We start from the raw sequence: 26,197 nt of genomic DNA on the forward strand, positions 1-26,197 counted from the left end.
ACCCCCCGCTCGGTGACCAGCCCAAGGATTGGTGGATCCGGCTGGTGATTCCCCTACACGTGGGCGTGCTGCGGGCGGGTGCGGGGCAGGTGTAGGGAGATTGCCAGCGCCGGCGGTGTTCCATCGGACCCAAACGGGCGCTCCGCGTCCACCGGGGGTTCGGGGAGGCAGGCGGCGTGGACACCGGCTACTGGGAACGACTGCTCGACGGCGCGGAGCCGACCAGACTCGACGTGGTGCGCCCCGCGCCGCCCGGCGCGACGCCGGCTCCGGTGGCGGTGCCCGGGCCGCCCGGCGCGCCGGGTCCGGCGGAGCTGGTGGCCGCCGTGGCGCTGGTGCTCGCCGCGCACGCCGGCACCGAGGAGGTCTGCTGCGCGGTCCGACCGGCCGGCGGCTCCGCCGTACCGGTCCGGGTGCGTCCGGCGTACGCGCAGACCGTGATGGGGTTCGTCGCCGGGGTGCAGGCCCAGCTCGCCGCGGCCCAGGCGCAGGCGCCCGCGCTGGCCGGCGTCGACCTGTCGGCGTGGTGCGACGTGGTGGTGGACCTCGACGGCGGCCCGGTCGACGGCACGGCGGCCCTGGCGTGGGACGCCCACGGGACCCTGCGGTACGACCCGGCCCGGGTGGACGCCGACGCCGGTCACCGCCTCGACGGCGGCGTACGACGGATGCTGGAGCTGCTCGGCGACCTGCCCGGCCGGACGCCACTGTGGACCCTCGACGTGCTGACCGCCGAGGAACGCCGGCGGATCCTGCACGACTGGAACGACACGGCGACCGGGACGGGCCCGGCGGAGACCATCCACGGGCTGGTCGAACGGCAGGTCGCCGCGACGCCGGACGCGCTGGCCGTGGTGGCCGGCGCCACCCGGCTGAGCTACGCCGAGCTGGACCGCCGGGCCGGGCTCCTCGCGGCGAACCTGGCCGCCGCGGGGGCGGGACCGGGCCGCTCGGTGGCGCTGCACCTGGACCGGACCGCGCACCTGGTCGTCGCGATGCTCGGCGTGCTCAAGGCCGGCGCGGCCTACCTTCCGCTGGACCCGGGGCTGCCCCCGGCCCGCGCCCGCACCCTGCTGGACTCCCTCGACGTAGCGGTGGTCGTCACCGACGCGGCAGCCGTGCCGGTGGTGTGCGAGCTGGCCGCCGAAGCACCGTCGGTGCGGGACGTGGTCTACCTCGCCGACGAGGCCACCACCGCGCCACCGGTGGCCGGGCCGCGCCTGCGGTACGGGTACGCGGCCGTGCCACCCGGGTCGCCGCCGCCGGCCCCCGCCGCGCCGGACGACGTGGCGTACACCATCTTCACCTCCGGCTCGACGGGCACCCCGAAGGGCGTGACGCTGACCCACGCGCCGGTGGTCAACCTGATCCGCTGGGTGAACACCACCCACGGCGTGGGACCGGACGACCAGGTCCTCTTCGTCACCTCCCCCGGCTTCGACCTGTCGGTCTACGACGTCTTCGGCCTGCTCGCCGCGGGCGGCTCGGTCCGGGTCGCGGCGAGCGACGAGCTGCGCGACCCGCACCGCCTGCTGACCGTGCTCGACTCAGAGCCGATCACCTTCTGGGACTCGGCGCCCGCGGCGCTGCAACAGATCGAGCCGCTCCTCGCGGCCCGGGCGGCGGTGACCGGTTCGACGCTGCGGCTGGTCTTCCTCAGCGGCGACTGGGTGCCGCTGACCCTGCCCGGCGCGGTGCGGGCCGCGTTCCCCCGGGCGACGGTGGTGGCGCTGGGCGGTGCCACCGAGGCGGCGATCTGGTCGAACAGCTTCCCCGTCGACACCGTGCAGCCGGACTGGCCGTCGGTGCCGTACGGGCGGCCCATCGCCAACGCCCGCTACCACGTGCTGGACGGCTGGCTGCGCCCGGTGCCGGTCGGCGCGCCCGGCGACCTCTACATCGCCGGTGACTGCCTGGCGCTGGGCTACCACGGCGACGGGGCGCTGACCGCGGCGAAGTTCCTGCCCGACCCGTTCGGGCCGGTGCCCGGCGCGCGGATGTACGCCACCGGTGACCGGGCCCGCTACTGGCCGGACGGGGTGCTGGAGTTCCTGGGCCGCCGGGACCAGCAGGTCAAGGTGCGCGGCTACCGGATCGAGCTGGGCGAGATCTCGTCGGCGCTGGCGGAGCGGCCGGAGGTGAGCACCGCCGTCGCGGTGGTGCACGGCGCGGGCCCGGCCGCCCGGATCGTCGCGTACGCGGTGCCCCGGCCGGGCGCGGTGCTGGACCCGGCGGCGCTGCGCCGGGAGCTGGCCGCCCGGCTGCCCGAGTACATGGTGCCCGGCCAGGTGGTGCCCATCGACACCGTGCCGACGACCGCGAACGGCAAGCTGGACCGGGCGGCGCTGCCGGTGCCCGACCCGGCCGCCGAGCGCGCCGACTTCGCCGCCCCGGACAGCCCGGCGGAGAAGGCCGTCGCCGAGATCTGGAGCCAGGTCCTCGGGGTGGAGCGGATCGGTCTGCACGACAACTTCTTCGACCTGGGCGGGCACTCCCTGCTCATCGCCCAGCTCATCGCCACCGTGCAGAGCAGCCTGGACGTGACGGTGCCGATGACCGCGCTGCTGCAGCACCAGACGTTGGGCGCGTTCGCCGCCGCCGTGGAGCAGGCGGTCATCGACGACGAGCTGGGCGAGGAGGAGTCCGGTGGCCGGTGAGCCGGGCGGGCGACCGTCCGCCGACGTCCGGTCCCGGGTCGCCGACCGGTTCGCCCGGGTGGTCGCGGCGTCCGCCGCTCCCGCCGCCCGGGTGACCGCCGAGCCGGGTCCCGCCCCCGCCTCGTCGGCGCAGGCCCGGATGCTCTTCCTGGAGGAGTTCGCGCCGGGCACCACCACCTACCACATCCAGTTCACCCTGCGGCTCGACGGCCCGCTCGACCCGGACCTGCTGGTGGCGGCGCTGCAGGGAGTCCAGCAGCGGCACGAGATCCTGCGCACCCGCTACGAGCGCCGCGACGGCGTGGAGACCCAGGTGGTCACCGCGTCCGGCCTGCGGCTGCGCCGGCTCACCGCCCCGGACACCGCCGAGGCGCTGGCCGAGCTGCAACGCGCCGAGTACGCCCCGCCGTTCGACCTGCGCGGCGGCCAGGTGTGGCGGGCCGCGCTGGCCGCCGTCGCGCCGGACCGGCACCACCTGGTGCTCACCCTGCACCACATCGCCTTCGACGGCTGGTCGGCCGGGGTGCTGCGGCAGGAGCTGCGGGCCGGCTACGCGGCCCTGGTCGCCGGCCGGCCCGCGCCACGCCCCCCGGCGGTCCAGTACCGGGACTTCGCCCGGTGGCAGCGGCGGCACCTCGCCGACGGCGGGTACCGGGCCCAGGCGGCGTACTGGCGGGAGCGGCTGGCCGACCTGCCGGACCCGTTGGACCTGCCGACCGACGCGCCGCGCCGGCCGGGTCGACCGCCGCGCGGCGCGAAGGCGTACGCCAGCACGGGCGGCGCGCTCGCCGACGCGGTGACCGCGCTGGCCCGCCGGTCCGCGGCCACCCCGACGATGGTGCTGCTCGCCGCCTTCCACGCGCTCCTGCACCGGCACAGCGGGCAGCGGGACGTCGTGATCGGCATGCCGGTCGCCGCCCGTACGCCGGTCGAGGTGTCCCCGCTGATCGGGCTCTTCGTCAACACCGTCGCGGTCCGGGCGTCGGTGGCACCGACCGCCGGCTTCGGCGCGCTGCTCGCCGAGGTGCGCAACGCGACCACCGGCGCCCTGGACCATCAGGAGCTGCCGTTCGACCGGGTGGTGGCGGAGCTGCCCGTCGAGCCGGGCGGCGCGGCCACGCCGGTGTTCCGGGTGCTGTTCGACCACACCCGGTTCAGCGGGCGCACCGACACGCTCGGCGACGTGACCCTCACCTACCTGGACGGCGCGGCGACGGGGGCCGCGAAGTTCGACCTGAGCCTGTCGGTGACCGATCCGGGCGACACCGACGCCGGCACCGAGGGCTACGGCCTGGAGCTGGAGTACGACGCGGACCTGTGGCGGCCCGAGTCCGCACAACGGCTGCTGACGCACTACGTCACGCTGCTGGCCGCCGCGACGGCCGACCCGGAGCGGGCGCTGGGTGCGCTGCCGCTCGCCCCGGCGGCGGAACTCGCCCGGGTGCGCGGCTTCTCGTCCGGCCCGCGGCGCCCGTTGGCCGGCCCGGTCGACCTGGCCGGACTGGTCTTCGCCGCCGCCTCCGCGGCCCCGGACGCCGTCGCGCTGCAGGCCGGCGCGGTGACCGTCGACTATGCCGGGTTGTGCGCCCGCGCCGAGCGACTCGGTGCCGCGCTGCGCGCCGCCGGGGCCGGGCCGCAGCGGCCGGTGGCGGTGCTGCTGGACCGGAGTCCGGAGCTGATCGTGGCGGTCCTGGGCATCCTGCGGGCCGGTGCGGCGTACCTGCCGCTGGACCCGGAACACCCGGCCGAGCGGGTCGCCGCGGTGGCCGCCGACGCCGGTGCGGTGCTCGCCGTCACCGACGACCGGTACGCCGGCCGGCTGCCCGCCGGGCTGACCCCGGTGCCGGTGGCGACCGCCGACACCGGGCCGGTGCCGGCGCCGCCGCCCGCCCCGCACCCCGACGACCTCGCCTACGTGCTCTACACCAGCGGCTCCACCGGACGACCCAAGGGCGTCATGGTCAGCCACGCGGCGGCGCACAACCAGATCCGCTTCCAACTCGCCGCCGACGGCGTCGGCGCGGCCGACCGGGTGCTGCTCAAGACCAACATCACCTTCGACGTCTCGGTGCTGGAGGTCTTCGCCACCCTCGCCGCCGGGGCGCGGCTGGTCATCGCCCCGCCCGGTGCGCACCGCGACCCGGCGGCGCTGCGTACCCTGATGGCGTCGGCCGGGGTGACCATGGTCCGCTTCGTGCCGACGATGCTCGCCGCGGTGCTCGCCGAGCCGGGCCCGCCGGTGCCGACGCTGCGGCAGGTGGAATCCGGCGGCGAACCGCTCTCCACCGAGCTGCGCGACCGGTTCCTCGCCGGTGACCTGGGCCACGCGCGGCTGGTCAACCGGTACGGCCCGACCGAGACCACCGTCTTCACCCACTCCCGCGACGCGGCCGGCCCGGTCACCTCGGCCGTGGTGCCGATCGGGCCGCCCGATGTGAACGTCACCTGCCACGTGGTCGACGCCGAGCTGCGCGCGCAACCGGTCGGCGTGCCCGGCGAACTCGCCATCGGCGGCGTCCAGCTGGCCCGCGGCTACCTCGGCCGGCCGGACCTGACCGCCGAGCGCTTCCGCCCCGACCCGTACGGGCCGCCCGGCTCGCGGCTGTACCTCAGCGGCGACCGGTGCCGGTGGCTCGACGACGGCACGCTGGACTTCCTCGGCCGCGACGACGGCCAGGTCAAGGTGCGCGGCATCCGCCTCGAACTGGGCGAGGTGGAGGCGGTGCTGGCCGGCGCGCCCGGCGTCCGCGAGGCGGCCGTGGTGGTCCGCGACGACGTGCCGGGCGGCCCACGCCTGGTCGGTTACGTGACCGCCGCGCCCGACGCCGCACCCGACCCGGCGGCGCTGCGCGAGCACGCCGCCCGCCGGCTGCCGGCCGCCGCGGTGCCGGCGGCGGTGCTGGTCCTCGCCGAACTGCCGGTCACCACCAGCGGCAAGCTGGACCGCAGGCGGCTGCCGGTGCCGCCGGCCACGGTGGGCACGGGCGGCGGGGAGCCGCCCCGCACCCCGACCGAGGTCGCGCTGGCCACCGCCTGGGCCGGTCTGCTGGGCGTGGACCGGGTCAGCCGCGACGACGACTTCTTCGCCCTCGGCGGCCACTCGCTGCTGGCGATCGAGGCGTGCACCCGGGCCGCCGCCGCGCTCGGCCGCCCGGTGCCGGTACGCCTGCTCTTCGAGGCGGGCACCCTCGCCACGCTGGCCGACCGGCTGGACGACGCCGACCCGACCGCCGCCGAGCTGCCCGAGGTACGCCCGACCGGCCACCCGGTCAGCGAGGTGTCGGCGGCGGAGGCCCGCCTCTGGTTCGCCGACCAGCTCTGTCCCGGCGACCCGGCGTACACGGTGCCCGTGGTGTGCCGCATCCACGGACGGCTCGACGTGGCCGCCCTCCGCGCCGGACTGCACGAGCTGGTCGGCCGGCACGAGGCGTTGCGCACCACCTTCCCGGCACCGGACGGGATCCCCGTCCGGGTGGTCTCGACGGAGCCGGTGGTGCCGTGGGAGCACCACCGCACCGACGACCCCGGCATGGTCGCCGCTCTGGTCGACGCGGCCGCCGGGCGGGGCTTCGCCCTGGACTCCGGCCCGCTGCTGCACGCCACCCTGATCGCCTCCGCCCCGGACGACCACGTGCTGGTGCTCGCGTTCCACCACGCCGTGGTGGACGCCGGCTCGGTCCGGGTGCTCCTCGACGAGCTGCGCGACGCGTACGCCCGGGCGGTCGACGGGCGGGCGGCGCCGCCGGCGCCGGTGCTCCAGGCCGGGGACTACGCGCGCTGGCAGCGCGGCGTCGCCGACCGGGCGACCGCGAGCGGGCTGGCGCACTGGCGGGAGGTCCTCGCCGACCTGGCCGCCTGGGAACTGCCGCCGGACCGGGCCGACCCGACCGGCGGCAACGCGGGCGCCGTCCACGTCGAGCCGCTGCCCACCGCCCTGGTCGCCGGGATCGCCCGGCTCGCCGCCGCCGAGCAGGCCACCGGCTTCGAGGTGCTGCTCGCCGCGTACGGGTACGTGCTGGGCCGGCACGCGGGCACCGACGACCTGGTGGTCAGCGTCCCGGTCTCCGATCGGGAGCGACCCGAGCTGGCCGGGGTCGTCGGGCTGCTGCTCGGGACGGTGGCGGTACGGCTGCGGCCGGCCGGCGGTTTCCGGGCGACGCTGCGCCGGACCCGGGACGCGCTGCGCGACGCGTACGCGCACCGGCACGTGCCGTTCGACCGGGTGGTCGCCGCGTTGGGTCCGGGCGCCCCGGACCTCACCCGGTACACCGTCAACCACGACGCCGACGCGATCGTCCCGGTGACCCTGACCGACGGGACGACCGTCACGCCGGTGTCGCCGACGCCCGCGTACGCCAAGGCGGAGCTGGGGGTGCTCTTCGAGGAGCACGCCGACGGGCACGTGGCGTCGTTCCTCTACCGCACCGGCCGGTACACGCCGGAGCGGATCGCCGCGCTCGCCGCCGACCTGGTGGCGTTCCTGGAAGCCGTGGTCGCCGACCCGGACGCGCCCGCGCCGCCCGCGACCCGGCCCACCGGGGAGCCGGACGCACCGTCCGGCCCGGACGGTCGGCGCACGCTGAGCGGGCTGGTGGCGGCGTCGGCCGCCGCCACCCCGGACGCCCCCGCGGTGGCCGACGCCACCGGGCGGGTCCGGCTGACGTACCGGGAACTGGTCGAGGCCGCCGAGGAGCTGGCCGGGCGGCTCGCCGCGGCCGGGGTGGGCCGGGGCGACCGGGTCGCGGTGCGCGTCCCGCGCGGACCGGCGCTCGCGGTGGCGCTGCTCGGCGTGCTGCGCGCCGGCGCGGCGTACGTGGCGCTCGACCCGGACCAGCCGGCGGCCCGGCACGACGCCCTGCGGGCCGACAGCGGCTGCGTCGCGCTGCTCGCCGGCACCGACCTCGCGGTCACCACCGACCCTCGGCCGGCGCGGCCCCGGCACGACCCGACCCCGGACGACCTCGCCTACGTCGCCTACACCTCGGGCTCCACCGGCCGGCCGAAGGGGGTGCTCACCCCGCACCACGCCGCGGCGAGCTACCTGACGGACTACCTGCTCGCCGAAGGCGCCGTCGGCCCCGGCGACACCGTGCTGCAACTGGCCTCGGCGTCGTTCGACGCGTCGACCCGCGACCTGTTCGGCCCGCTCGCCGCTGGGGCCACCGTGGTCTTCCTCGACCCGGAGCACCGCGGCGACCCGGAGGCGATGCGCGACGCGGTGGACCGCGCCGGGGTCACCTGCGTGCTCGCCGCCGTCCCGACGGTGCTGCGGGCGCTCACCGCCGCCGCCCGCGCGCGGCCCGGGACCGGACGGACGCTGCGGCTCGTGCTGGTCTCCGGCGAGCCGCTGGACCTGGCCGACGCGGCGGCGGCCACCGCCGCGTTCGCCGGCCGCCCCCGGGTGGTCAACCAGTACGGCCCGACCGAGACCACCATGACCGCGACCCGCCACCGGATCGCGGAGACCGACCCGAGCGCCGGCCCGGCCCCGCTGGGCGCGCCGATCACCGGCACCCGGGTGTACGTCGTCGACGCGCACGGCGCAGCCGTGCCGCCCGGGGTGACCGGGGAGATCTGGCTGGGCGGTGACCGGCTGGCGTACGGCTACCACGGGCAGCCGGCCCTGACCGCGCAGCGCTTCGTGCCCGACCCGTGGTCGGACCGGCCCGGCGCCCGGCTCTACCGCACCGGTGACCTCGGTGTCCGGCACGCCGACGGCCGGCTGGAGTTCCGGGGCCGGCTCGACGACCAGGTGAAGATCCGTGGCCAGCGGGTCGAGCCGGGCGAGGTCGAACACGCCCTGCGGGCCCTGCCCGGCGTGACCGCCGCCGCCGTGGTGGCCGCCGGCACGGCCGGTGAGCTGCGGCTCGTCGGGTTCGTGACGCCGGCCGGCCTGGCCACCGACCCGCTGCTCGACGCGCTGCGCGGCCGACTGCCGGCGGCGCTGGTCCCGGCGGCGCTCGTCGCGCGGGACGCCCTGCCGGTCACCCCGAACGGCAAGGTGGACCGGCGGGCGCTCGTCGCGCTCGCCGACGTGCCGACGGCCGGGCGGCCCTGCCGTACCGAGGCCGAACGCCGGGTCGCCGCCGCCTTCGCCGAGGTGCTCGCCGACGACCTGGTCGGCACCGGGCCGGTCGGCGCGGACGACGACTTCTTCGCCCGGGGCGGGCACTCGCTGCTCGCCGCCCGGCTGGTCGCCCGGCTCGCCGCCGCGACGGGCCACCGCATTCCGCTGCGGGACCTGCTCGCCGCGCCCCGGGTCGCCGACATCGCGGCCTGGCTGGACCGGCAGGTGCCGTCGGCCCCGGCCCCGGCCGCCGTCCCCGTCGTCGTACCGGAGGAGACGCTGAGCCCGGTGGAGGGGCACCTGCTCGCCGAGGCCCGGCATCCGCGGGGGTACGCGTACCACCTGCCGATGACCGTCCACATCAGCGGGCCGCTCGACCCGGTGGCGGCGATCCGGGCGGTCGACGCGCTCGTCGCCCGGCACCCCGGGCTGCGCACCCGCTACCCCACCGTCGCGGGCCGCCCGGTCCGGGTGGTGGAGGAGCCGGGCGGCGGCACCCCGGTGCCCGTGGTGCGGCACACCTGCACCGGTCCCGACCCGCTCGCCGAGGCGGTGGCGCTGGCCGCGGCGGAGCTGCGCCGACCGTTCGACCCGGCGACCGGGCCGCTGCTGCGCTGCCTGCTGGTCTCCTGCGGGCCGCGGGAGCACCTGCTCAGCCTCGTCGTGCACCACCTGGTCGCCGACGGCTGGTCGCTGTCCGTGCTGCGCCGCGACCTCGCCGCGCTCTACGCCGCGATCGTCGCCGGCCGGCCGCCGGAGCTGCCCCGGGTCACCGGCTTCGCGGATTACGCCCGAGCCCGGGCGCGGACGGTCGCCGCCGACGGGTTCCGGGCCGGCCTGGCGTTCTGGGCGGACCGGCTGCGCGACGTCGACCCGCACCTCGACCTCGCCGCCGACCGACCCGACGACGGGTCGATGGCCGGCGCGCGGCTCGACTTCACGGTCACCGGCGCGACGGCGGCCGGGCTGCGCCGGCTGCGCGACGAGACCGGCGCCACCGACTTCATGGTGCTCTTCGCCGCCGTCCAGGCGTGGCTCGGCGCGGCGGGCGGCCAGCAGCGGTTCGTGGTGGCGGTGCCCGTCGGCAACCGCTCCGACCCGGCCGCCGAGGACGTCGTCGGCGACTTCGCCAACGTGCTGCCCGTCCCGGTGGACCTGACCGGTACGCCGTCGGCGCGGGAGCTGGTCGGCCGGGTCCGGGACACCGTGACAGCGGTGTGGGAGCACCAGGACGTCCCGTATCCGCTGCTGCCGGCGGCGGTACGGGCGCGGGCGATGTTCGCGGTGCAGAACCTGCCCGCCGCGCCGGACCGGGCCGGACCGTTGACGTTCCGCGAGGTGACCGTGGAACGTGGAACGAGCCGCTACGACCTGCACGTGCGGATGACCCCGACGGCCGACGGCTTCACCGGCTGGCTGGAGTACGCCACCGCCCGGTTCGACGCGGCGACCGCGGCGGCCCGGCTGGCGGCGCTGCGTGCCGTGCTGGACCGGGCCGCCACGGTCCCGGACACTCCCCTGCTGGAGGGCTGACGTGCGCGTCTTCACCATCATCTGGTCCGGGCAGGCGCTGTCCCTGCTCGGCTCCACCATGACCACCTTCGGCGTCGGCATCTACGTCTATCTCCAGACCGGGTCGGCGGCGTCGTTCACCACGCTGGTGCTGGCCGGCACGCTGCCGGGCATCGTCCTGCTGCCGGTCGCCGGCGCGCTCGTCGACCGGTGGGACCGCCGGTGGGCGATGATGGTCAGCGACGCCGGGAGCGCCCTCGCCCCGCTGATCGCGGTCCTCCTGCTGGCCACCGGTCACCTACGCCTGTGGCACCTGTACGCGCTCGCGGTGCTGCTGTCGGTCTTCAAGGCGGTGCAGTGGCCGGCGTTCTCCGCCCTGGTGCCGCAGATCGTCACCCGCGAGCAGCTCTCGGTGGCCAACGGTCGGATCGGCGTCGCCGAGGCGGTCGGCGCGGTCGGCGGCGCCCTGCTCGGTGGCGCGCTCTATCCGGTGCTCGGCCTGGTCGGGCTGCTCACCGTCGACGTGGTCACGTTCACCGTCGCGGTCCTCACCGTGCTCGTCACCACGCGGATGGTCCCGCCGGCCCCCGCGCGGGCCGGCACGTCGGTGTCGGCCGGGCTCACCGAGGGCTGGCGGTTCATCCGCGCCCGGCCCGGCCTGTTCGGGCTGCTGCTCTTCTTCGCGGCCAACAACTTCGGCATGCAGACCGTGATCGTGCTGGTGCCGCCGCTGGTGCTGACCCTCGCCTCGCCGGCCGTGTACGGCGTCGTCGAGGCGGTCGGCTGGGCCGGCATGGCGATCGGCAGCGTGGTGGTGAGTGCCGCCCGGGAGCCCCGGCGGAAGGTCGCCACCATCATGGTGGTGGGACTGGTGCACGCGGTGCTGGTGCTGGCGATGGGGCTGACGCACAGCGTCTGGGTGGTGATGACCGGCATGTTCGGCATCCTCGGCGGCTACTCGGTGATCAACGCGGTCACCGCCACGCTGTGGCAGCTCAAGACGCCGACGCAGGTGCAGGGTCGGGTCTTCGCGGTCCGCCGGATGATCTCCTGGTCGTCGCAGCCCTTCGCGTACGCCTGCGCGGGCCTGCTCGCCCAGTACGTGGCCGCGCCCCTGGTCACCGGGGACGGTCCGCTCACCGGCACGGTGGGGCGGGTGACCGGCGCCGGTCAGGTCGGCGGCATCGCCCTGGTGTTCCTGGTCTCGGCGGCGCTGCTGCTCGGCACGCAGCTGCTGTTGTGGCTGCGCCCGGCGGTACGGAACGTGGAGACCGACCTGCCGGACCTGGTGGTGACGGCGCCGGAGCCGGCCGCCGACCGCGACCCGGCGTTGCAGGCGGGTTAGGCGGCGTGCCCGAGCAGCAGATCCTCGGTGTGCTGGGCGGGATGGGGCCGCTGGCCTCGGCCGCGTTCGTGCAGACCGTCTACCGGCTCAACCCGGCGCCGTGCGAGCAGGACCTGCCCCGGGTGCTGCTCGACTCGACGCCGGCGTTCCCCGACCGGACCGAGGCGATCCGCACCGGGCGGGACGCCGAGCTGGTCCGGCGGCTGGACGTGCACCTGCGCCGGCTGGTGGACGCGGGCGCGGAGGCGGTGGTGGTGGCCTGCTTCACCGCCCACCACTTCCTGCCCCGCCTCACGCCGGAGCTGCTGCCCCGGGTCCGGTCGCTGATCGACCAGACGGTGCACGGGTTGGCCCACCGCGACGGCCGCTACCTGCTGCTCTGCACCGACGGCACCCGGCAGGCCCGGGTCTTCCCCCGCCACCCGTCCTGGCCGGACGTGGCCGGCCGGGTGGTGTGGCCGGACGAGGGGGACCAGCGGGGCGTGCACCGGACGCTGTACCGGATGAAGCGGGGCGGCGCGCTCGCCGAGGCGGCCGACCTGGTCTCGACGCTGCGCTCCCGCTACCGCTGCACCGGGGTGATCCTGGGCTGCACCGAGCTGCACCTGGTCGGCGACCGGCTGGTGGACCGGCTGGGCGGGCCGCAGGTGCTGGACCCGTTGCGCGAGATCGCGTTGTCGCTCTGGACGCGGGCTCCGCAGCCGCTGCTGCCGGTGTGACCGTCCGGCAGGACCAGCCGGCCGGGTCGGTGACCGGCCCGGACGGTCAGCCGGCGGATTCGGCGACCGGCACCGCGATCGCGGTGGCGACCAGGCCGTCCGCCACCCGCCACCGGCCGGGGAACCCGTCCGGGACGCCCGGTTCGGGTGTACGGAGCCGAGCCGAGAAGGTGCCGTCGGCACGCAGCTCGACCTCGGCCTCGTCGAAGTCCAGCAGCCGGCGGCCGAGCGGGAACCACGCCTTGTAGAACGCCTCCTTGGCGCTCCACAGCAGCCGGTCCGCGGCCACGTCGGGCCGGGCCACGAAGAGCGCGCCGAGCCGCGCCCGCTCGGCGGGCAGCGCGATGGCGGCGAGCACGCCGGCCGGGAGCCGCTCGTTCGGCTCGGCGTCGATGCCGACGGTACGCACCGTGGCGGCCGGGGCCAGCGCGGCGGCCCGGTACCCGGCGCAGTGCGTCATGCTGCCGACCACTCCCGCCGGCCAGCACGGCGCGCCCCGCTCGCCCGGCAGCACCGGCGCCGGGGCCACCCCGAGCGCCACCATCGCCGTACGCGCGCACCAGCGCACCGTGGTGAACTCCCGGCGGCGCCGCTCGACGGCCCGGGTGATGTGCGTGTCCTCCGGCGACAGCAGACTCGCCTCCGGCGGGTCGCCGTACGCGTGCGCGGTGACCACCGGCGCCGGCAGCAGGTCCCCGATCACCGCTGCACCAGCCGGTCCCCGGCGCCCAGCGGCACCTCGGTCACGTCGACGGGGCGACCCCGCCGCCGCCACTCGCGGGGATAGCCCACGGAGACCTCGACGAAGGGCACCCCGTCGACCGTCATGGTGCGCGGGATGTGCAGGTGGCCGTAGACGACGGCGTCGGCGCGGAACCGGCGGTGCCAGTCGGCGGTGCGGTCGGTGCCGCACCAGATCGCGAACTCCTGGTGCCACAGCGCCCGGGTCGGCTCCCGGACCAGCGGGAAGTGGTTCACCAGCACGGTGCGGCGGTCCGGCTCGATCGCCGCCAGCCGGGCCTCGGTCAGCTCCACCCGCGCCGCACACCACGCCGCCCGGTCCGGGTACGGGTCGGGGTGCAGCAGGAACTCGTCGGTGCAGACCACCCCGGCGGCGTACGCCCGCTCCAGCGCCGCCGCGGTGGTGGCCGCCCCGGCGGGCCGGAACGAGTAGTCGTAGAGCACGAACAGGGGCGCCACGGTGACCGGCCCGCCGGGCCCTTCCCACGTCGCGTACGGGTCCTCGGGGGTGAGCACGCCGTGCCGGCGGCACATCTCGACCAGCATCCGGTAGCGGGCCTCCCCGCGCAGCTGGACCGGGTCGGCGGTGGGCGTCCACAGCTCGTGGTTGCCGGGGGCCCAGATCACCCTGGCGAAGCGGCCGGCCAGCAGGCTCAACGCCCACTCGACCTCGGCGGCGACCTCCCCGACGTCCCCCGCGACGAGCAGCCAGTCGTCGTCGGACCGGGGCCGCAGCCGCGCCACGATCTCCCGGTTCTCCGCGTGGTGCACGTGCAGGTCGCTGATGGCCAGCAGCCGGCCGACGGAGGTCATGGCGACCACGATGGCACGGCCGGGCTGGGGCAAGACCTAGTCCTGCGGCCCTCCGTCGTGGAGCCGCTGCGGGGCCCCCGGGCCGGGATACAGTGACCGGGCGTGGCGGCGACCCGGGCTCTCGGCGGGCACCGCCCGCGGGGTGTGTGCGCCAGGTTGACGGTGAGGTGAAGGTGACGATGGCCAGCGGGAAGATCATCCGGTACAACGAGACCAAGGGTTACGGGTTCATCGCCCCGGACGACGGCGGCGAGGACCTTTTCATCCACGTCAACGACGTGGGTTTCCCGCTCACCGACCGCTGCGTCGGTCAGCGGGTGAGCTATGAGGTGATGGAGGGCCAGAAGGGCCTGAAGGCGGCCCGGATCCAGCTGCTGGACCCGCCTGCGGCGCCCCGGCGGGCCGCCCCGACGACCCGGCTCGACGACGAGGACGACGAGGACTGCGAGGTCCTCTCGGCCGAGGAGTACAGCAGCGAGATCACCGAGGCGCTGATGGAGACCGCGCCGAGCCTGACCGGCGCCCAGATCATGAAGATCCGGGAGCGGCTGATCGCCGCCGGGTACGCCCGCGGCTGGGTGGTCAAGGGCTGACCGCCGGTCGGCGGGCGCGGGCGGTGCGGCGTCGGCACGTACCGCCCGACGGCCGACCTCAGCGGCGGGCCCGCGCCTCGATGTAGTCGGCCGCCCGGGGTGGCCCGTCGGTCGACCGCAGCGCGTCCCGGATCGTGCCGACGGCGGCGCGCACCGCGTCGTCGGCGGCCACCGCGTCGACCGCGGCGCGCAGCCCGTCGGCGGTGACCGGCTGTCCCGACAGGTCCACGCCGAGGCCCAGCTCCGCCAGGCGCGCGGCGATGATCCGCTGCTCCGGCATGTGCGGCAGCGCGACCACCGGGGTCCCGAAGTACATGGCCTCCATCGCGCTGTTCATGCCGGCGTGCGAGACGAACACGTCGGCCCGCTCCAGCACGGCCAGCTGCGGCACCCAGGTCATCAGCTCCACGTTCTCCGGCACCGCGCCGAGGGCGTCGCGGTCGACGCCCTCGCCCACCGCGACCACCGCGTGCCAGCGGGTCCCGGCGAACGCGTCCACGCAGGTGCGCAGCAGGTCGCCGTGGTTGTCGTAGTTGAAGCTGCCCATCGAGACCAGCACCACCGGCCGGTCCGGGGCGGGTGGTGTCCACTGCTGGGCGGGCCGGTTGCCGATGCAGGCGCCGACGAAGGCGAACCGGTCGTCGAACGTCTCGTGCGCCGGCTGGAAGCGCCGGGGCAGGAAGACCAGGTTCGCGTCGTCGGCGGGCGCGGTGAACTCCTCCAGCGTCACGTCGGCCAGGCCGTGCTCGTGCAGCAGCGCGCCCATCTTGACGAAGAAGTCGATGATCGCCGGGTGGGTCCCGTCGATCTCACCGGCGAACATCGCGCCGATCTGCTGGGTCAGCGAGTAGTGCTCGTTGGAGGCGAAGGTCACGAACATCTCGATCGCCGGCCGCTTCCACTTGCGGGCCAGCACCCGCCCCGCCGCGAACGTGCTCACGTCGTAGAGCAGCACGTCCGGCACGTCGTCACCGAAGCCGGCCTCGTAGACCGGCACGGTGGCGATCGCCTCGTCGATCGAGCGGACCGGCTCGTGCGCCATGTACTCGGCGTCGATCCGGTGCAGCAGCTTGCGGGAGGCCAGCGGTGACTCGTACGGCAGCAGCGTCGCCCCGGCGGCGGTGACCAGCGGCGCGAAACGGCTGTTCGTCGCGTACGTCACCCGGTGCCCGCGGCGCACCAGTTCCGCGACGACGGGGAGCGTCGGATTGATGTGTCCGAACGCGGGCAACGGCAGGAACGCCACGTGCAACCTCGACATGACCGGGAGCCTCGCACTCCGGCGTCCCGCCGGACGCCGGGACGCCGGCAAGTCTGGGGAACTTCCCAGCCAATTCCTGCCGTGCTCTCCAGACTCGCGGGAAACCACTTGTCTTTGTGGAGAGCCGGGCCGTCGGCGTGCTGAGTTGATCCGACAACTCCCTCCGATGGAGAGCGAGACGCCGTGAGCCAATCAGCAGAACCGATCGCCGGACAGGAGTCCCGCAGACCACTGACGCCCGGTCTGGAGGTCTTCTCCCGGGGCTGGCCCGACCAGGCGCCCGACACGGTCTGCGGCTGGGGATCCAGCGAGCCGCACACCCAGCTCGTCCGCAAGGGGCTGAGCGGCATCCTGCAGACGTACGGGGTCCGCACGCTGACCGACGCCGGCTGCGGCGACCTCGCGTGGATGAGCACGCTCGACCTGACCGGCGTGGACTACGTCGGGCACGACGTGCACGAACGGGAGTCCTGGCCGGAGCTGCGCCGCCGCGGCTACCGGTTGCAGGTCCTCGACATCACCACCGAGGACGTCCGCCCGGCCGACCTGCTGATCTGCCGGGACGTCTTCATCCACCTGCCCAACGACATGGTGCTGGCCGCCCTGGAGCGGTTCCGCGCCTCGTGCCGGCTGCTGCTCACCACCAGCTACACCAGCGACGCGTCGCTGCCGGGCGGGGAGTTCTCCAACCTGGAGCGGATGGCGGCGCCCAGCCTGCGGCACGCGAAGCTCGACCTCACCCGCTTCCCGTTCGGCCTCGGTGAGCCGCTGGAGCGGATCCCCGAGGACTGCCCGAACAAGTACCTGTGCCTGTGGGACATGACCGCCGTCCCGTCGGGTGGGAGCGCCCGATGAGCGAGCGGCTGCGCCTGGCCCACTCCCCCTGCCCGAACGACACGTTCGTCTTCCACGCCTGGACGGCCGGTCTGCTGCCCGGCTCCACCCCGCCGGTGGTGACGCTGGCCGACATCGACGTCACCAACGGCATGGCCGAGCGGGGCGAGCTGGACGTACTGAAGATCTCCTACGCGGCCCTGCCGTACGTGCTGGACCGGTACGCGCTGCTGCCCACCGGGGGCGCGCTCGGGCACGGCTGCGGACCGCTGGTGCTCACCCGGCAGGAGTGCGCCCCGACCGACCTCGCCGGCCGGGTGGTGGCCATCCCGACCGAGCGCTCCACGGCGTACCTGCTGTTCCGGTTCTGGGCGCAGCAGGCGTGCCCGACGGCGGACATCCGGACGGTGGTGATGCCGTTCCACGAGATCATGCCCGCGGTCCGCGACGGGGTGGTCGACGCCGGTCTGGTCATTCACGAGGCCCGGTTCACCTATCCTTCGTACGGCCTGCACCGGCTGGTCGACCTCGGCCAGGCCTGGGAGGGGCGGACCGGACTGCCGATCCCGCTCGGCGCGATCGTCGCCCGGCGCAGCCTCGGGGCCCGGCGGCTGGCGGAGATCACCGCCGCGATCCGCGCCTCCGTCCGGTACGCCTGGGCCGACCCGGAGGCCTCTCGGGCGTACGTGCGTGAGCACGCCCAGGAGCTGGCGCCGGAGGTGCTGGAGGGGCACATCGGGCTCTACGTCAACCGGTACACCGAGGACCTGGGCGGGTGCGGTCTCGCCGCCGTCCGGACGATGCTCGACCTGGCCGCGACGGCCGGCCTGGTGCCGCCGGTGGCGGAGGACGCCCTCGACCTGCCGGCGCCGGCCGACCCGGTCCCGGCCTGAGCACGGTCCCGGGCAGCGACGGGGAATGTCACGGATAGGAGGCGTTGTGCCCCTCGATCTTCAGCATCCGACCGCGCGAGCCGCCCTGCGGGTGCTCGCCGTCGGGGCGCACCCCGACGACGTCGAGATCGGTGCGGCGGCGCTCGTCACGAAACTGCGCGACCAGGGCCACGAGGTGCACGTCCTCGTCCTCACCGACGATCCGGCGCAGTGCGGGACGCGACGCGCCGAGGCCACCAACGCGGCGGCGGAGATGGGTGTGCCGGCGGAGCGGGTCCACTTCGGCGGCATCGAGCAGGGCTACCTGCGGGGTGACATCGACGACGTGCGGCTGGTCCGGGAGCTGATGGGGCGGCTCGACCTGCGGCCGGACCTGGTGGTGACGCACACCGGGGCGGACAGCCACAACGACCACGGCGCGGCGAACCGGATCGCGCACGCCGCCTTCCGGGACTGCGTCTTCCTGCACTACTCCACCCACGTCTCGTCCGAGATCAGCCACTTCCGGCCGACCGTCTTCGTGGACGTGACCCCGGACCGGCTGCTGGTCAAGGACCGGGCGCTGAAGTGCTACCACTCCCAGGCGGCGCGGATCGGCCGGCACGACCTGACCGCGTACGAGGAGATGCTGGGCCGGCGCGCGCGGCTGGACCGGGCCGAGGCCTTCGAGGTCGGCCTCCAGTACGGGGCGACGGACGCCGCCCGGAAGACGCTGGCCCTCAGCGACTCCCCGTTCCACCGCTTCTGGCTGCCGACGGTGCGGGACGGCACCCTCACGCTCCTCTACCCGCCGCCCGGCCACGACGACACCCCGGCGGCGGTCCGGCACGGCAACGTCGCCCGGGACACGCTCCGGCAGGCCTTCGTCGACCTGTGGTCGCCCTTCCCGCTGCGGGAACGGTGCGCCGACGCGGACGAGGCGTCGGCCCTGGCCGGTGCGGGCGGCGTCGTCACCATCGGCGGCCCGGACACGAACCCGGTCGCGCGGGCGTGCCAGCGCCTCGACGCCCCGGTCTGGACGCTGGAGGGCGGTGCCGGCGGGCCGTCGCCGCGCCGGCTGCGGCACCGCGACTCCGGGGTCGCGCCGACCACCGCCGGCGCACCGGAGTTCGGGTACGTCATCCGCTCCGCGAACCCCTTCGCCGCCGACGCGTACCTGGTCGGAGTGGCCGGGGTCAGCGCCGCCGCGACCCGGGCCGGGGTGGAGTTCCTGGCGGATCCGGGCCGGTCGCCGGAGCTGGCCCGGGCCTTCGACGAGCACCCCGCGGCGCAGGTCGTCTACGCGGTGCGGGGCGGCGAGCTGAGTGTGGTGGAGGTGCAGCCGATGACGTCGGCAGCGGACGGAGGCGGGTACCGATGACGGAGCAGACCCGGCTGGCCCTGGTGACGACGCACGTCTTCGGGATCCGCGCGTACGAGGGGATCTTCGCCTCCGACGCGTACCTGGAGGGGCGGATCGAGGTGCCGCTGATGATCGGCATCCCGCCCGAGCGCGGCGCGTCCGCTGTCGGGTACGCCTCGGTCGCCGACCTGGCCCGCGAGCAGGGCACCGAGTGCGTGCTGACCGAGGACGGCAGTCTGACCTCCCTGGCGGACCGGCTGACCGACTGCCGTCCGCACTATCTGCTCGTGGTGGGCTGGTCCCGGCTCATCCACCCGGACGTGCTGGCGCTGCCGGCGACCGTCCACGGCGCGGCGGGCGAGCCGGCCGGCCGGTACGGCTGCATCGGCATGCACCCGACGAAGCTGCCGACGGGTCGCGGGCAGGCGCCCATCCCGTGGACGATCATCAAGGGGCTGCGCTCCACCGCGCTGAGCGTGTTCTTCCTGGAGCCGGAGGCGGACACCGGCCCGATCATCGCCCAGTACGACCTGCCGGTACGCCCTCGGGAGTCGGCCGCGTCCCTCTTCTACCGGATGGCCTCGACCCACTTCGACGCCGGTACGGAGCTGGCCGGCCACCTCGCCCGCCGTGCGGTGCCGGCGCGGGCGCAGCTGTCGGAGCAGGCGACGCGGTGGCCGAAGCGGCGCCCGGCCGACGGCCGGATCAGCCACGACATGACCTTCGCCGAGATCGAGGCACTGGTGCGGGGCCTGCTCGGCCCCTATCCGCGGGCGTTCGTGCCGATCGGCGGCGTCGACCACCCGGTGGACGACGCACGGCGCGCGGAGACGCCCGCGGCCACCGACCCGGCGACCCTGGAGGAGGTCACCGCCGACACCGTCCGCTTCGGGTGCCGCGACGGCGTCGCCGTCCTCCGCCGCCACCGCTGACCCCGCACCGCGCGGGGTCGCGCTCGACGCAGAGCCCGCTCGACGCGAGATCGCGCTCGAACATGGAAGTAGTGGCCTCCCCCGTCGGGTGAGGCCACTACTTCCTGGATCGAGCACGATCTTGCCCCGGCGGACGCGGCGACGCGGTCCGGCGACGCGGTGCGGGGGCGGGAGTGGGGTCAGCGGTTGGTGAGGGTACGTCCGAGGCCGATGCTGCCCACGCCGATGCCCAGGGCCAGGACGATGAGCGCCACCGTGTGCGCTCCCTCGGACAGGTCGCCGACCAGCAACGCGATGATCGCCACGGCGGCCAGGCCGAATCCGACGAGCACCTGGACGAGGGACCCCTTGCGCCGTGCCATGTTGTTCTCCTTCTGGGTGAGGGTGAAACCGGCCGGCGGGTCAGCCGACCGGAGTGATCGTGGCGCCGTCGGGCACCCGGTGCTCCGCCATGAGCCGCTCCAGCCGGTCCGCGACCGCGACGGCCCCACCGGCGTTCCGGACCGAGCGGCTCAGCTCCTGCGCCCGACGTCGGACGCCCGCGTCGCCGGCCACCGCCTCGACGGCGGTCCGCAGCGTGTCGGGGTCGAGCTCCTCCGGCCGGATGGCGCGGCCCACGCCCAGGTCGACGACCTGCCGGGCGGTCGGGTACTGGTCGGTCTGCTGGGGGACCACCACCACCGGCACGCCCTCCTCCAGCGCCTCCATCAGGCTGCCCGTCCCGCCCTGGCAGACGAACGCGGCGGCGTGCCGCAGCACGGCCAGGTGCGGCACCCACCGGTGCGCCTCCACGTTGGGCGGCAGCGGCCCCAGCTGCGCCGGGTCGGCCGAGCGGCCGAGGGTCATCACCACGTGCCAGGGCGTCCCGGCGAAGGTGTGGGCGCAGGTGCGGAAGAAGTCGGGCCGCTGGTTGACGGTGGTGCCGAGCGACACCAGCAGCACCGGCCCGGCACCCTCCGGCGGGGCCCAGTGACCGGCCCGGTCCACCGCCCGGAGGCAGGGGCCGGCGAAGAGGTAGTCGTCGCCGAAGGTGTCCCCGCGTATCTGGAACTCCCGGGTGACGAAGGAGATGTTCAGCGCCGCGTCGTCGCCGCTGGCCGGGGCGCCGTCGAACAGCTCGGTCGCGCCGGCCGCCGCGATCCGGGCGGTCAGCTCCGCGCCCAGCGCGGCCAGGCGTGGGTCGGTGGGGTCGACCGGTTCGGCCGGCGCCGGGTCCGGCTGGGTGCCGTTGAGCGGCACCTGGTCGTTGGTGCCGAAGCCGGCGTAGGTGCGCACGGTCGGCACGCCGTACCGGCGGCTCAGCGCGACGGCGACGTCCGAGGCGAGCGCGTCGTGCACGACCAGGTCGGGTGGGTCCGCCGCGGCGCAGGCCAGCGCGGCCTCCAGCGGCGCGAAGCTCTCCCGGAGGAACTCGACCAGCATCGTGGTCGGGCTCGGCGGCGGCGACATCGACTCGGGGAACACCGAGCGGTACGGCACGACCCGCGCGCCGGTCGGGGTGACCGCGTCGACGAGCCGGTCGGCGACCAGATAACTGACCCGGTGGCCACGCCGCAGCAGTTCCTCCACCATGGCCAGGGTGGCCCGCAGGTGGCTGAACGCCGGGAAGGTCAGCCAGAGCACGTGCCGGGAGTCCCCGGCGGGGTCAGGCGATGCCACGGTCACCTCCGGTCCGTCCCGCCCCGGCGGCGACCGACCGGCCTGGGTCGGCCTGCCGGACGATCGCCTCGAGCAGCGTCGCCTGGCCGACGACGGCACTGCGGTGGGCGGGCCGGCGGGTCGGGTCGGCGCACGCCTCGGCGAAGCCGGTCACCATCCGCTGGAACTGGTCGACGGCGGGCAGCCGGTGCTCGGTGACGGTGTCCGCCCGGTGCACCCGGACCACCGGGCGGGTGCCCGGCGGCGGGGTGAAGGCCCAGTCCACCTCGATCCGGCCGGTGCTGCCCCAGACCGCGTACGTGTTGCGGTAGGCGTGCGCGAGGCCGAAGTCGCACTGCGCGGTGACCCCGGCGGAGTCGGCCAGCAGCGCGGCCCCGGAGATGTCCACCCCGGTCTCCGGGTCCTCGTGCAGCCGGGCGCCGACCACCTCGACGTCCGGTCCGAGCAGCGCGGCGGCCAGGCGTACGGGATAGCAGCCGGTCTCCCGCAGGGCGCCACCGGCGAGTTCCCGGTTGTAGCGGATGAGCGTCGGGTCGGCCTGCGGCACGCCGAAGGAGGCGCTGACGTTCCGCACGTCGCCGATCGCGCCCTCGGCGATCCGGTCCCGCACCCAGGCGTGCTGGGGGTGGTCGAGGAAGGCGAAGTTCTCCACGAGCGCCAGGCCGGCGTCCCGGGCCGTGTCGGCCAGCCGGGCGGCGACGGTCGCGTCGACGGTCAGCGACTTCTCCACCAGCACGTGCTTGCCGGCCCGCAGCGCCGCGTCCGTCCACTCCTCGTGCAGCGCGTTCGGCAGCGCGACGTAGACCGCCTGGACGTCGTCGCGCGCCAGCAGCCGCTGGTAGCCGGTCACCGCCGCGCCGCCGAAGCGCTCGGCGAACGCGCCGGCCTTCTCCGGCGTACGACTGGCGACGGCGGCCAGGCGCAGCCGGTCGCAGGCCACGATCGCCGGCACGGTACGCCGCCAGGCGATGTCGGCGGCGCCGAGCACCCCGACGCCGATCGGCGTGACGTCAGCCATGGTGCCCGGTGACGAACTCGCGGATCGAGGCGACCATGTAGTCGGCCATCTCGATGGTGATGCCCGGGTACACGCCGATCCAGAAGGTGCGGTCGGTGATGATGTCGCTGTTGGTCAGGTCCCCGCTGATCCGGTAGTCCACGTCCCGGTAGGCGGGGTGCCGGACCAGGTTCCCGGCGAAGAGCAACCGGGTGCCGATCTTGCGGGCGTTGAGGAAGTCCACCAGTTCGGCGCGGCTGAAGCCGGCGTCCTCGGTGAGCGTGATGACGAACCCGAACCAGCTCGGGTCGCTGCCCGGCGTCGGCTCGGGCAGCAGCAGGCAGGGCAGGCCGTCGAGACCGTCGCGCAGCCGCCGCCAGTTGCGCTTGCGGGCGGCCACGAAGTCCTCGATCCGGGTGAGCTGGCTCAGCCCCAGCGCCGCCTGGATGTCGGTGGCCTTCAGGTTGTATCCGACGTGGCTGAAGATGTACTTGTGGTCGTAGCCGTACGGCAGGTCACCCAGCTGGTACGAGTAGCGCTTCAGGCACTTGTTGTCCTCCCCCGGCTCGCACCAGCAGTCCCGGCCCCAGTCCCGCATCGACTCGACGATGCGGGCCAGTTCCAGGCTGTTGGAGAGCACGCAGCCGCCCTCACCGGTGGTCAGGTGGTGCGCCGGATAGAAGCTCACCGTGGAGAAGTCGCCGAACGTGCCGGCGTTGCGCCCCTGGTAGGTGGAGAGCACCGCGTCGCAGGTGTCCTCGATGAGGAAGAGCCCGTGCGCGCGGGCCAGCTCCGCCACCTCGGCCACCGGGAACGGGTTGCCCAGCGTGTGCGCCATCATGATGGCCCGGGTCCGGGGCGACAGCGCCGCCTCGATCCGGTCCAGAGTGGTGTTGTAGGTGGTGAGGTCCACGTCGACGAAGACCGGCACCAGTCCGCACTGCACGATCGGGTTCACCGTGGTCGGGAAGCCCGCGGCCACGGTGATCACCTCGTCGCCCGGCCGCAGCCGGCGGTCGCCCAGCTCCGGCGCGGCCAGCGAGGCGAGCGCCAGTAGGTTCGCCGACGAGCCGGAGTTGGTCAGGTGGGCCTTGCGTACGCCCATCGTCCGGGCGAAGAGCCGCTCGAAGCGCAGCGCCGCCGCCCCGGAGGCGATCTTCAGCCGCAGCGCCTGCTCCACCAGCGCCACCCGGTCGTCCTCGTCGAGCACCGCGCCCGACGGCAGGATCGGTGTCACCCCCGGCACGAACTCCTGTTGCGTCGACTCCTGATCGCGGTGCAGTTTGCGCACCTGCTCCAGGATCGCGCGCACGTCCGTCTCAGCCATGGGTCTCTCCGTCCAGTACGAGGTTCGAGGTGGATGTGGCGCCGGCCGGACCGGGCAGCCGGGTGGCCAGGCCCTCCGGCGGCGCGGCGGTGTCCCAGACGGCGCGCAGCGCGTCGGTCAGGGTGCGCCGCGGCGACCAGCCGAGGGCCCGTCGGGCCAGTCCGATGTCCAGCGGCAGGTCCCCGCCGTCGCCGTGCCGGCGGCCCGGTGGCGGCGGGACCCGGACGACCGTGGCGGTCGACCCGGCGATGCGGATCAGCTCGTCCACCGCGTCGGTCAGCCGCACCCCGACGCCGCCGCCGACGTTGACCACCGGCGGCACGGTCGGCGCGTGCGCGGCGCGGAGCACCGCGTCGGCGACGTCCCGGACGTCGACGATGTCGCGGGTCCCGGCGACCGGGGGCAGGCGCAGCTGCGCGGGGTGGCCGGCGAGCTGGTGGGCCAGCCCGCCGAGCAGCCCGTGCCGGGGCGCGTAGGGGCCCAGCGCCAGGCTGAGCCGGAGCACGACCGCGTCGAGGCGGCCCTGCGCGACGGCCCGGGTCACCAGCCGGGTGCCGGCCAGCTTCGCCCGGCCGTACGGGCTGGTGGGGTGGGCCGGCAACTGCTCGGACAGGGTGCGGCGGCCGGGCTGGTCGCCGTACTCGTAGGCGGAGCCGAGGTGCACCAGGCGGGCCGGTCCGGGCAGCGCGGCGACCGCCGCGACGACCCGCCCGAGCAGCGTCACGTTGCCCACCACCAGGTCGTCGTCGGTGGCGGCCCAGAGCGCCCCGGCCGCGTTGACCACCAGGGTGGGGGCCGGCTCGGCCAGCGTGGCGAGGAGGTCGCCGCCGGTGGCGCCGACCAGGTCCAGGCGCCGGGTCGGCCACGGCGTGGCGTCGGCGGGCCGCCGGACCACGCCGGTCACGGACCAGCCGGCGGCGTGCAGCGTCGCGCAGACGGTACGGCCGATGAAGCCGCCCGCGCCGAGCACCACCGCGGTCGACGGCCCGGAGTGACCGGGACCTGCTGCGCGCATGGGGGCCCTTCCGGCTTCCGGGACGGGGGATCGTCGCAGGCGGGCACCGGGTCGTCGGCGGCCACGCCTGCCGCCACTATCCACGCCGGCCTCGCGGGCCGGACCGGTCGAGGGTGGAACTCTGGGGGTTTTCCCCGACTCCGGCGGCACCCGTCGGTGAACCCGGTCCGGGCCGACCACCCTGAACCCGGACCGGATCGCCCGCCCGTCAGGAGACCAACCGTGCGCGTGCTGTTCGCCACCGTTCCCGAGAAGTCCCACCTGTTCTGCCTGACCCCGGTCGCCTGGGCGATGCGGGCGGCCGGGCACGAGGTCCGGGTGGCCAGTTGCGTCGAGTTCGTCGACGTCATCGCCCGCACCGGGATGACGGCGGTGGCCGTCGGCAGCAACGACGGGATCAGCGCGGCGATGAGCGCCAACCGGGAGACCCAGCAGTGGGACACGGTGAACTGGAGCGACATCTCGCCGGAACGGCCCGACCACCGGCAGGAGGTCGACCGGGCGCAGCTCGGCGCGTACGGGTGCGCCATGTACAACGAGCCGATGTTCGCCGACCTGGTGGCGTTCGCCCGGTCGTGGCAGCCGGACCTGGTGGTCTGGGACCCGCTGACCTACGCCGGGCCGATCGCCGCCGGGGCGGTGGGTGCGGCGCACGTGCGGTCGCTCTGCTTCGCCGACGTGTGGGTGAAGAAGCGCCAGCTGCTGCGGGAGCTGAACGCGCAGCTGCCGCCCGAGCAGCGGGCCGACCCGCTGGCCTCCTGGCTGACCGCCCGGGCGGCGGAGCACGGCGGCACCTTCACCGAGGAGCTGACCACCGGCCAGCTCACCCTCGACCCGCTGCCGGCGAGCCTCGCCATCGACACCGGCGTACCGGCCACGCCGATCCGGTTCGTGCCGTACAACGGTCCCGCGGTGGTGCCGCAGTGGCTGCGCACGCCGGCCGACCGGCCCCGGGTCTGCCTGAGCCTCGGCGCCTCGAACACCGAGCGGTACGGCGGTGACTACGTCTCCAAGGCCGACATCCTGGAGTCGCTGGCCGAACTCGACGCCGAGGTGGTCGCCGCGCTGCTGCCCGCGCAGGTCGCCGAGCTGGGGCCGCTGCCGGGCAACGTGCGGGTGGTGGAGTCGGTGCCGCTGCACGCGCTGCTGCCCACCTGCGCGGCGCTGATCCACCACGGCGGCTTCGGCAGCTACGCCAACGCGCTGGTGTACGGCGTACCGCAGCTGACCGTGACCACCCCGGTGGCCGACCAGCTCTATCGCGGCGCCGGCCTGCGCGAGCAGGGCGCCGGGCTGCTGCTGGACAGCGGCAGCGCGGGCGCGGACGACGTCCGCCGGGCCACGGCGCGGCTGCTGGACGAGCCGGGCTTCGCGCAGCACGCCCGCCGGCTGCGGGCCGAGGCGGTGTCCCGACCGTCCCCGGCCGAGGTGGTGCCGGTGCTGGAGAAGCTGGTAGCGGAGCGCCGCACGGCACCCTGGCCGCACTGACC

At 75.5% G+C, this 26,197-nt stretch carries 18 protein-coding genes; 10 read left to right on the plus strand and 8 right to left on the minus strand.

Translation table 11 applies throughout. The features are described 5' to 3' along the window. Nucleotides 1–176: 176 nt before the first annotated feature. From ABUL08_RS11965 to ABUL08_RS11980, 4 genes are read left to right on the plus strand one after another with little or no spacing between them, the layout of a single operon-like run. Nucleotides 177–2,657 (plus strand): non-ribosomal peptide synthetase, encoded by a 2,481-nt coding sequence (locus ABUL08_RS11965; protein WP_350937454.1) that lies wholly within the window; start codon nucleotides 177–179, stop codon nucleotides 2,655–2,657. Further along, nucleotides 2,647–10,257, plus strand: a complete 7,611-nt coding sequence (locus ABUL08_RS11970) for an amino acid adenylation domain-containing protein (protein WP_350937456.1) — start codon at nucleotides 2,647–2,649, stop codon at nucleotides 10,255–10,257. The genes ABUL08_RS11965 and ABUL08_RS11970 overlap by 11 nt, the downstream gene beginning before the upstream one ends. A gap of 1 nt (nucleotide 10,258) precedes the next feature. Continuing rightward, complete coding sequence (locus tag ABUL08_RS11975; protein ID WP_350937459.1) at nucleotides 10,259–11,581, plus strand: MFS transporter; 1,323 nt, start codon at nucleotides 10,259–10,261, stop codon at nucleotides 11,579–11,581. A gap of 5 nt (nucleotides 11,582–11,586) precedes the next feature. Beyond that, on the plus strand, nucleotides 11,587–12,300 hold the full coding sequence (locus ABUL08_RS11980; protein WP_350937460.1) for an aspartate/glutamate racemase family protein: 714 nt from the start codon (nucleotides 11,587–11,589) through the stop codon (nucleotides 12,298–12,300). Between the two features lie 46 nt (nucleotides 12,301–12,346). Here ABUL08_RS11980 and ABUL08_RS11985 read toward each other — a convergent pair whose 3' ends face one another. Further along, the gene (locus ABUL08_RS11985; protein WP_350937462.1) at nucleotides 12,347–13,003 is read right to left on the minus strand and encodes a 4'-phosphopantetheinyl transferase family protein; all 657 of its coding nucleotides are present in this window, start codon (nucleotides 13,001–13,003) and stop codon (nucleotides 12,347–12,349) included. Further along, a complete protein-coding gene (locus ABUL08_RS11990; protein ID WP_350937465.1) occupies nucleotides 13,000–13,854 on the minus strand; it encodes a metallophosphoesterase family protein in 855 nt (284 codons plus the stop codon). Before ABUL08_RS11990 ends, ABUL08_RS11985 begins: the two co-directional genes overlap by 4 nt. Nucleotides 13,855–14,033: 179 nt before the next feature. Between ABUL08_RS11990 and ABUL08_RS11995 the strand changes: the two genes are divergently transcribed. Beyond that, complete coding sequence (locus ABUL08_RS11995) at nucleotides 14,034–14,447, plus strand: cold-shock protein (RefSeq protein ID WP_350937467.1); 414 nt, start codon at nucleotides 14,034–14,036, stop codon at nucleotides 14,445–14,447. A gap of 58 nt (nucleotides 14,448–14,505) precedes the next feature. Here the strand turns inward: ABUL08_RS11995 and ABUL08_RS12000 are convergent, their stop codons facing one another. Continuing rightward, nucleotides 14,506–15,708 carry a macrolide family glycosyltransferase gene (locus ABUL08_RS12000; protein ID WP_350937469.1) on the minus strand — a complete coding sequence of 401 codons (1,203 nt, stop codon included), beginning with the start codon at nucleotides 15,706–15,708 and terminating at the stop codon, nucleotides 14,506–14,508. A 183-nt stretch (nucleotides 15,709–15,891) separates the two neighbouring features. Here ABUL08_RS12000 and ABUL08_RS12005 point away from each other — a divergent pair, with 183 nt between their 5' ends. Genes ABUL08_RS12005 through ABUL08_RS12020 form a run of 4 tightly spaced genes read left to right on the plus strand, consistent with a single transcriptional unit; the run spans nucleotide 15,892 to nucleotide 19,709 of the window. Continuing rightward, nucleotides 15,892–16,563, plus strand: a complete 672-nt coding sequence (locus ABUL08_RS12005; RefSeq protein WP_350937470.1) for a hypothetical protein — start codon at nucleotides 15,892–15,894, stop codon at nucleotides 16,561–16,563. Then, nucleotides 16,560–17,435 (plus strand): 1,4-dihydroxy-6-naphthoate synthase, encoded by an 876-nt coding sequence (locus ABUL08_RS12010; RefSeq protein ID WP_350937472.1) that lies wholly within the window; start codon nucleotides 16,560–16,562, stop codon nucleotides 17,433–17,435. Before ABUL08_RS12005 ends, ABUL08_RS12010 begins: the two co-directional genes overlap by 4 nt. Nucleotides 17,436–17,481: 46 nt before the next feature. Continuing rightward, on the plus strand, nucleotides 17,482–18,795 hold the full coding sequence (locus tag ABUL08_RS12015; protein WP_350937474.1) for a PIG-L deacetylase family protein: 1,314 nt from the start codon (nucleotides 17,482–17,484) through the stop codon (nucleotides 18,793–18,795). Further along, nucleotides 18,792–19,709 carry a methionyl-tRNA formyltransferase gene (locus ABUL08_RS12020; protein ID WP_350937476.1) on the plus strand — a complete coding sequence of 306 codons (918 nt, stop codon included), beginning with the start codon at nucleotides 18,792–18,794 and terminating at the stop codon, nucleotides 19,707–19,709. Before ABUL08_RS12015 ends, ABUL08_RS12020 begins: the two co-directional genes overlap by 4 nt. A gap of 179 nt (nucleotides 19,710–19,888) precedes the next feature. Here the strand turns inward: ABUL08_RS12020 and ABUL08_RS12025 are convergent, their stop codons facing one another. The 5 genes from ABUL08_RS12025 to ABUL08_RS12045 are packed head-to-tail and all read right to left on the minus strand — an operon-like array spanning nucleotide 19,889 to nucleotide 24,707. After that, the gene (locus tag ABUL08_RS12025; RefSeq protein ID WP_350937477.1) at nucleotides 19,889–20,071 is read right to left on the minus strand and encodes a hypothetical protein; all 183 of its coding nucleotides are present in this window, start codon (nucleotides 20,069–20,071) and stop codon (nucleotides 19,889–19,891) included. A gap of 40 nt (nucleotides 20,072–20,111) precedes the next feature. After that, nucleotides 20,112–21,368: a macrolide family glycosyltransferase gene (locus ABUL08_RS12030; protein WP_350937479.1), complete on the minus strand. Its 1,257-nt coding sequence runs from the start codon at nucleotides 21,366–21,368 to the stop codon at nucleotides 20,112–20,114. Beyond that, entirely contained in the window at nucleotides 21,355–22,386 is a 1,032-nt protein-coding gene (locus ABUL08_RS12035; RefSeq protein WP_350937481.1) for a Gfo/Idh/MocA family protein, read from the minus strand. The genes ABUL08_RS12030 and ABUL08_RS12035 overlap by 14 nt, the downstream gene beginning before the upstream one ends. Next, entirely contained in the window at nucleotides 22,379–23,692 is a 1,314-nt protein-coding gene (gene rfbH, locus ABUL08_RS12040) for a lipopolysaccharide biosynthesis protein RfbH (RefSeq protein ID WP_350937483.1), read from the minus strand. The genes ABUL08_RS12035 and rfbH overlap by 8 nt, the downstream gene beginning before the upstream one ends. Continuing rightward, nucleotides 23,685–24,707: an NAD-dependent epimerase/dehydratase family protein gene (locus ABUL08_RS12045; RefSeq protein ID WP_350937484.1), complete on the minus strand. Its 1,023-nt coding sequence runs from the start codon at nucleotides 24,705–24,707 to the stop codon at nucleotides 23,685–23,687. Before ABUL08_RS12045 ends, rfbH begins: the two co-directional genes overlap by 8 nt. A 222-nt stretch (nucleotides 24,708–24,929) precedes the next feature. Between ABUL08_RS12045 and ABUL08_RS12050 the strand changes: the two genes are divergently transcribed. Further along, entirely contained in the window at nucleotides 24,930–26,195 is a 1,266-nt protein-coding gene (locus ABUL08_RS12050) for an activator-dependent family glycosyltransferase (protein ID WP_350937486.1), read from the plus strand. Nucleotides 26,196–26,197: the final 2 nt, after the last annotated feature.

Source organism: Micromonospora sp. CCTCC AA 2012012, assembly GCF_040499845.1.
Lineage (GTDB): Bacteria > Actinomycetota > Actinomycetes > Mycobacteriales > Micromonosporaceae > Micromonospora > Micromonospora mangrovi.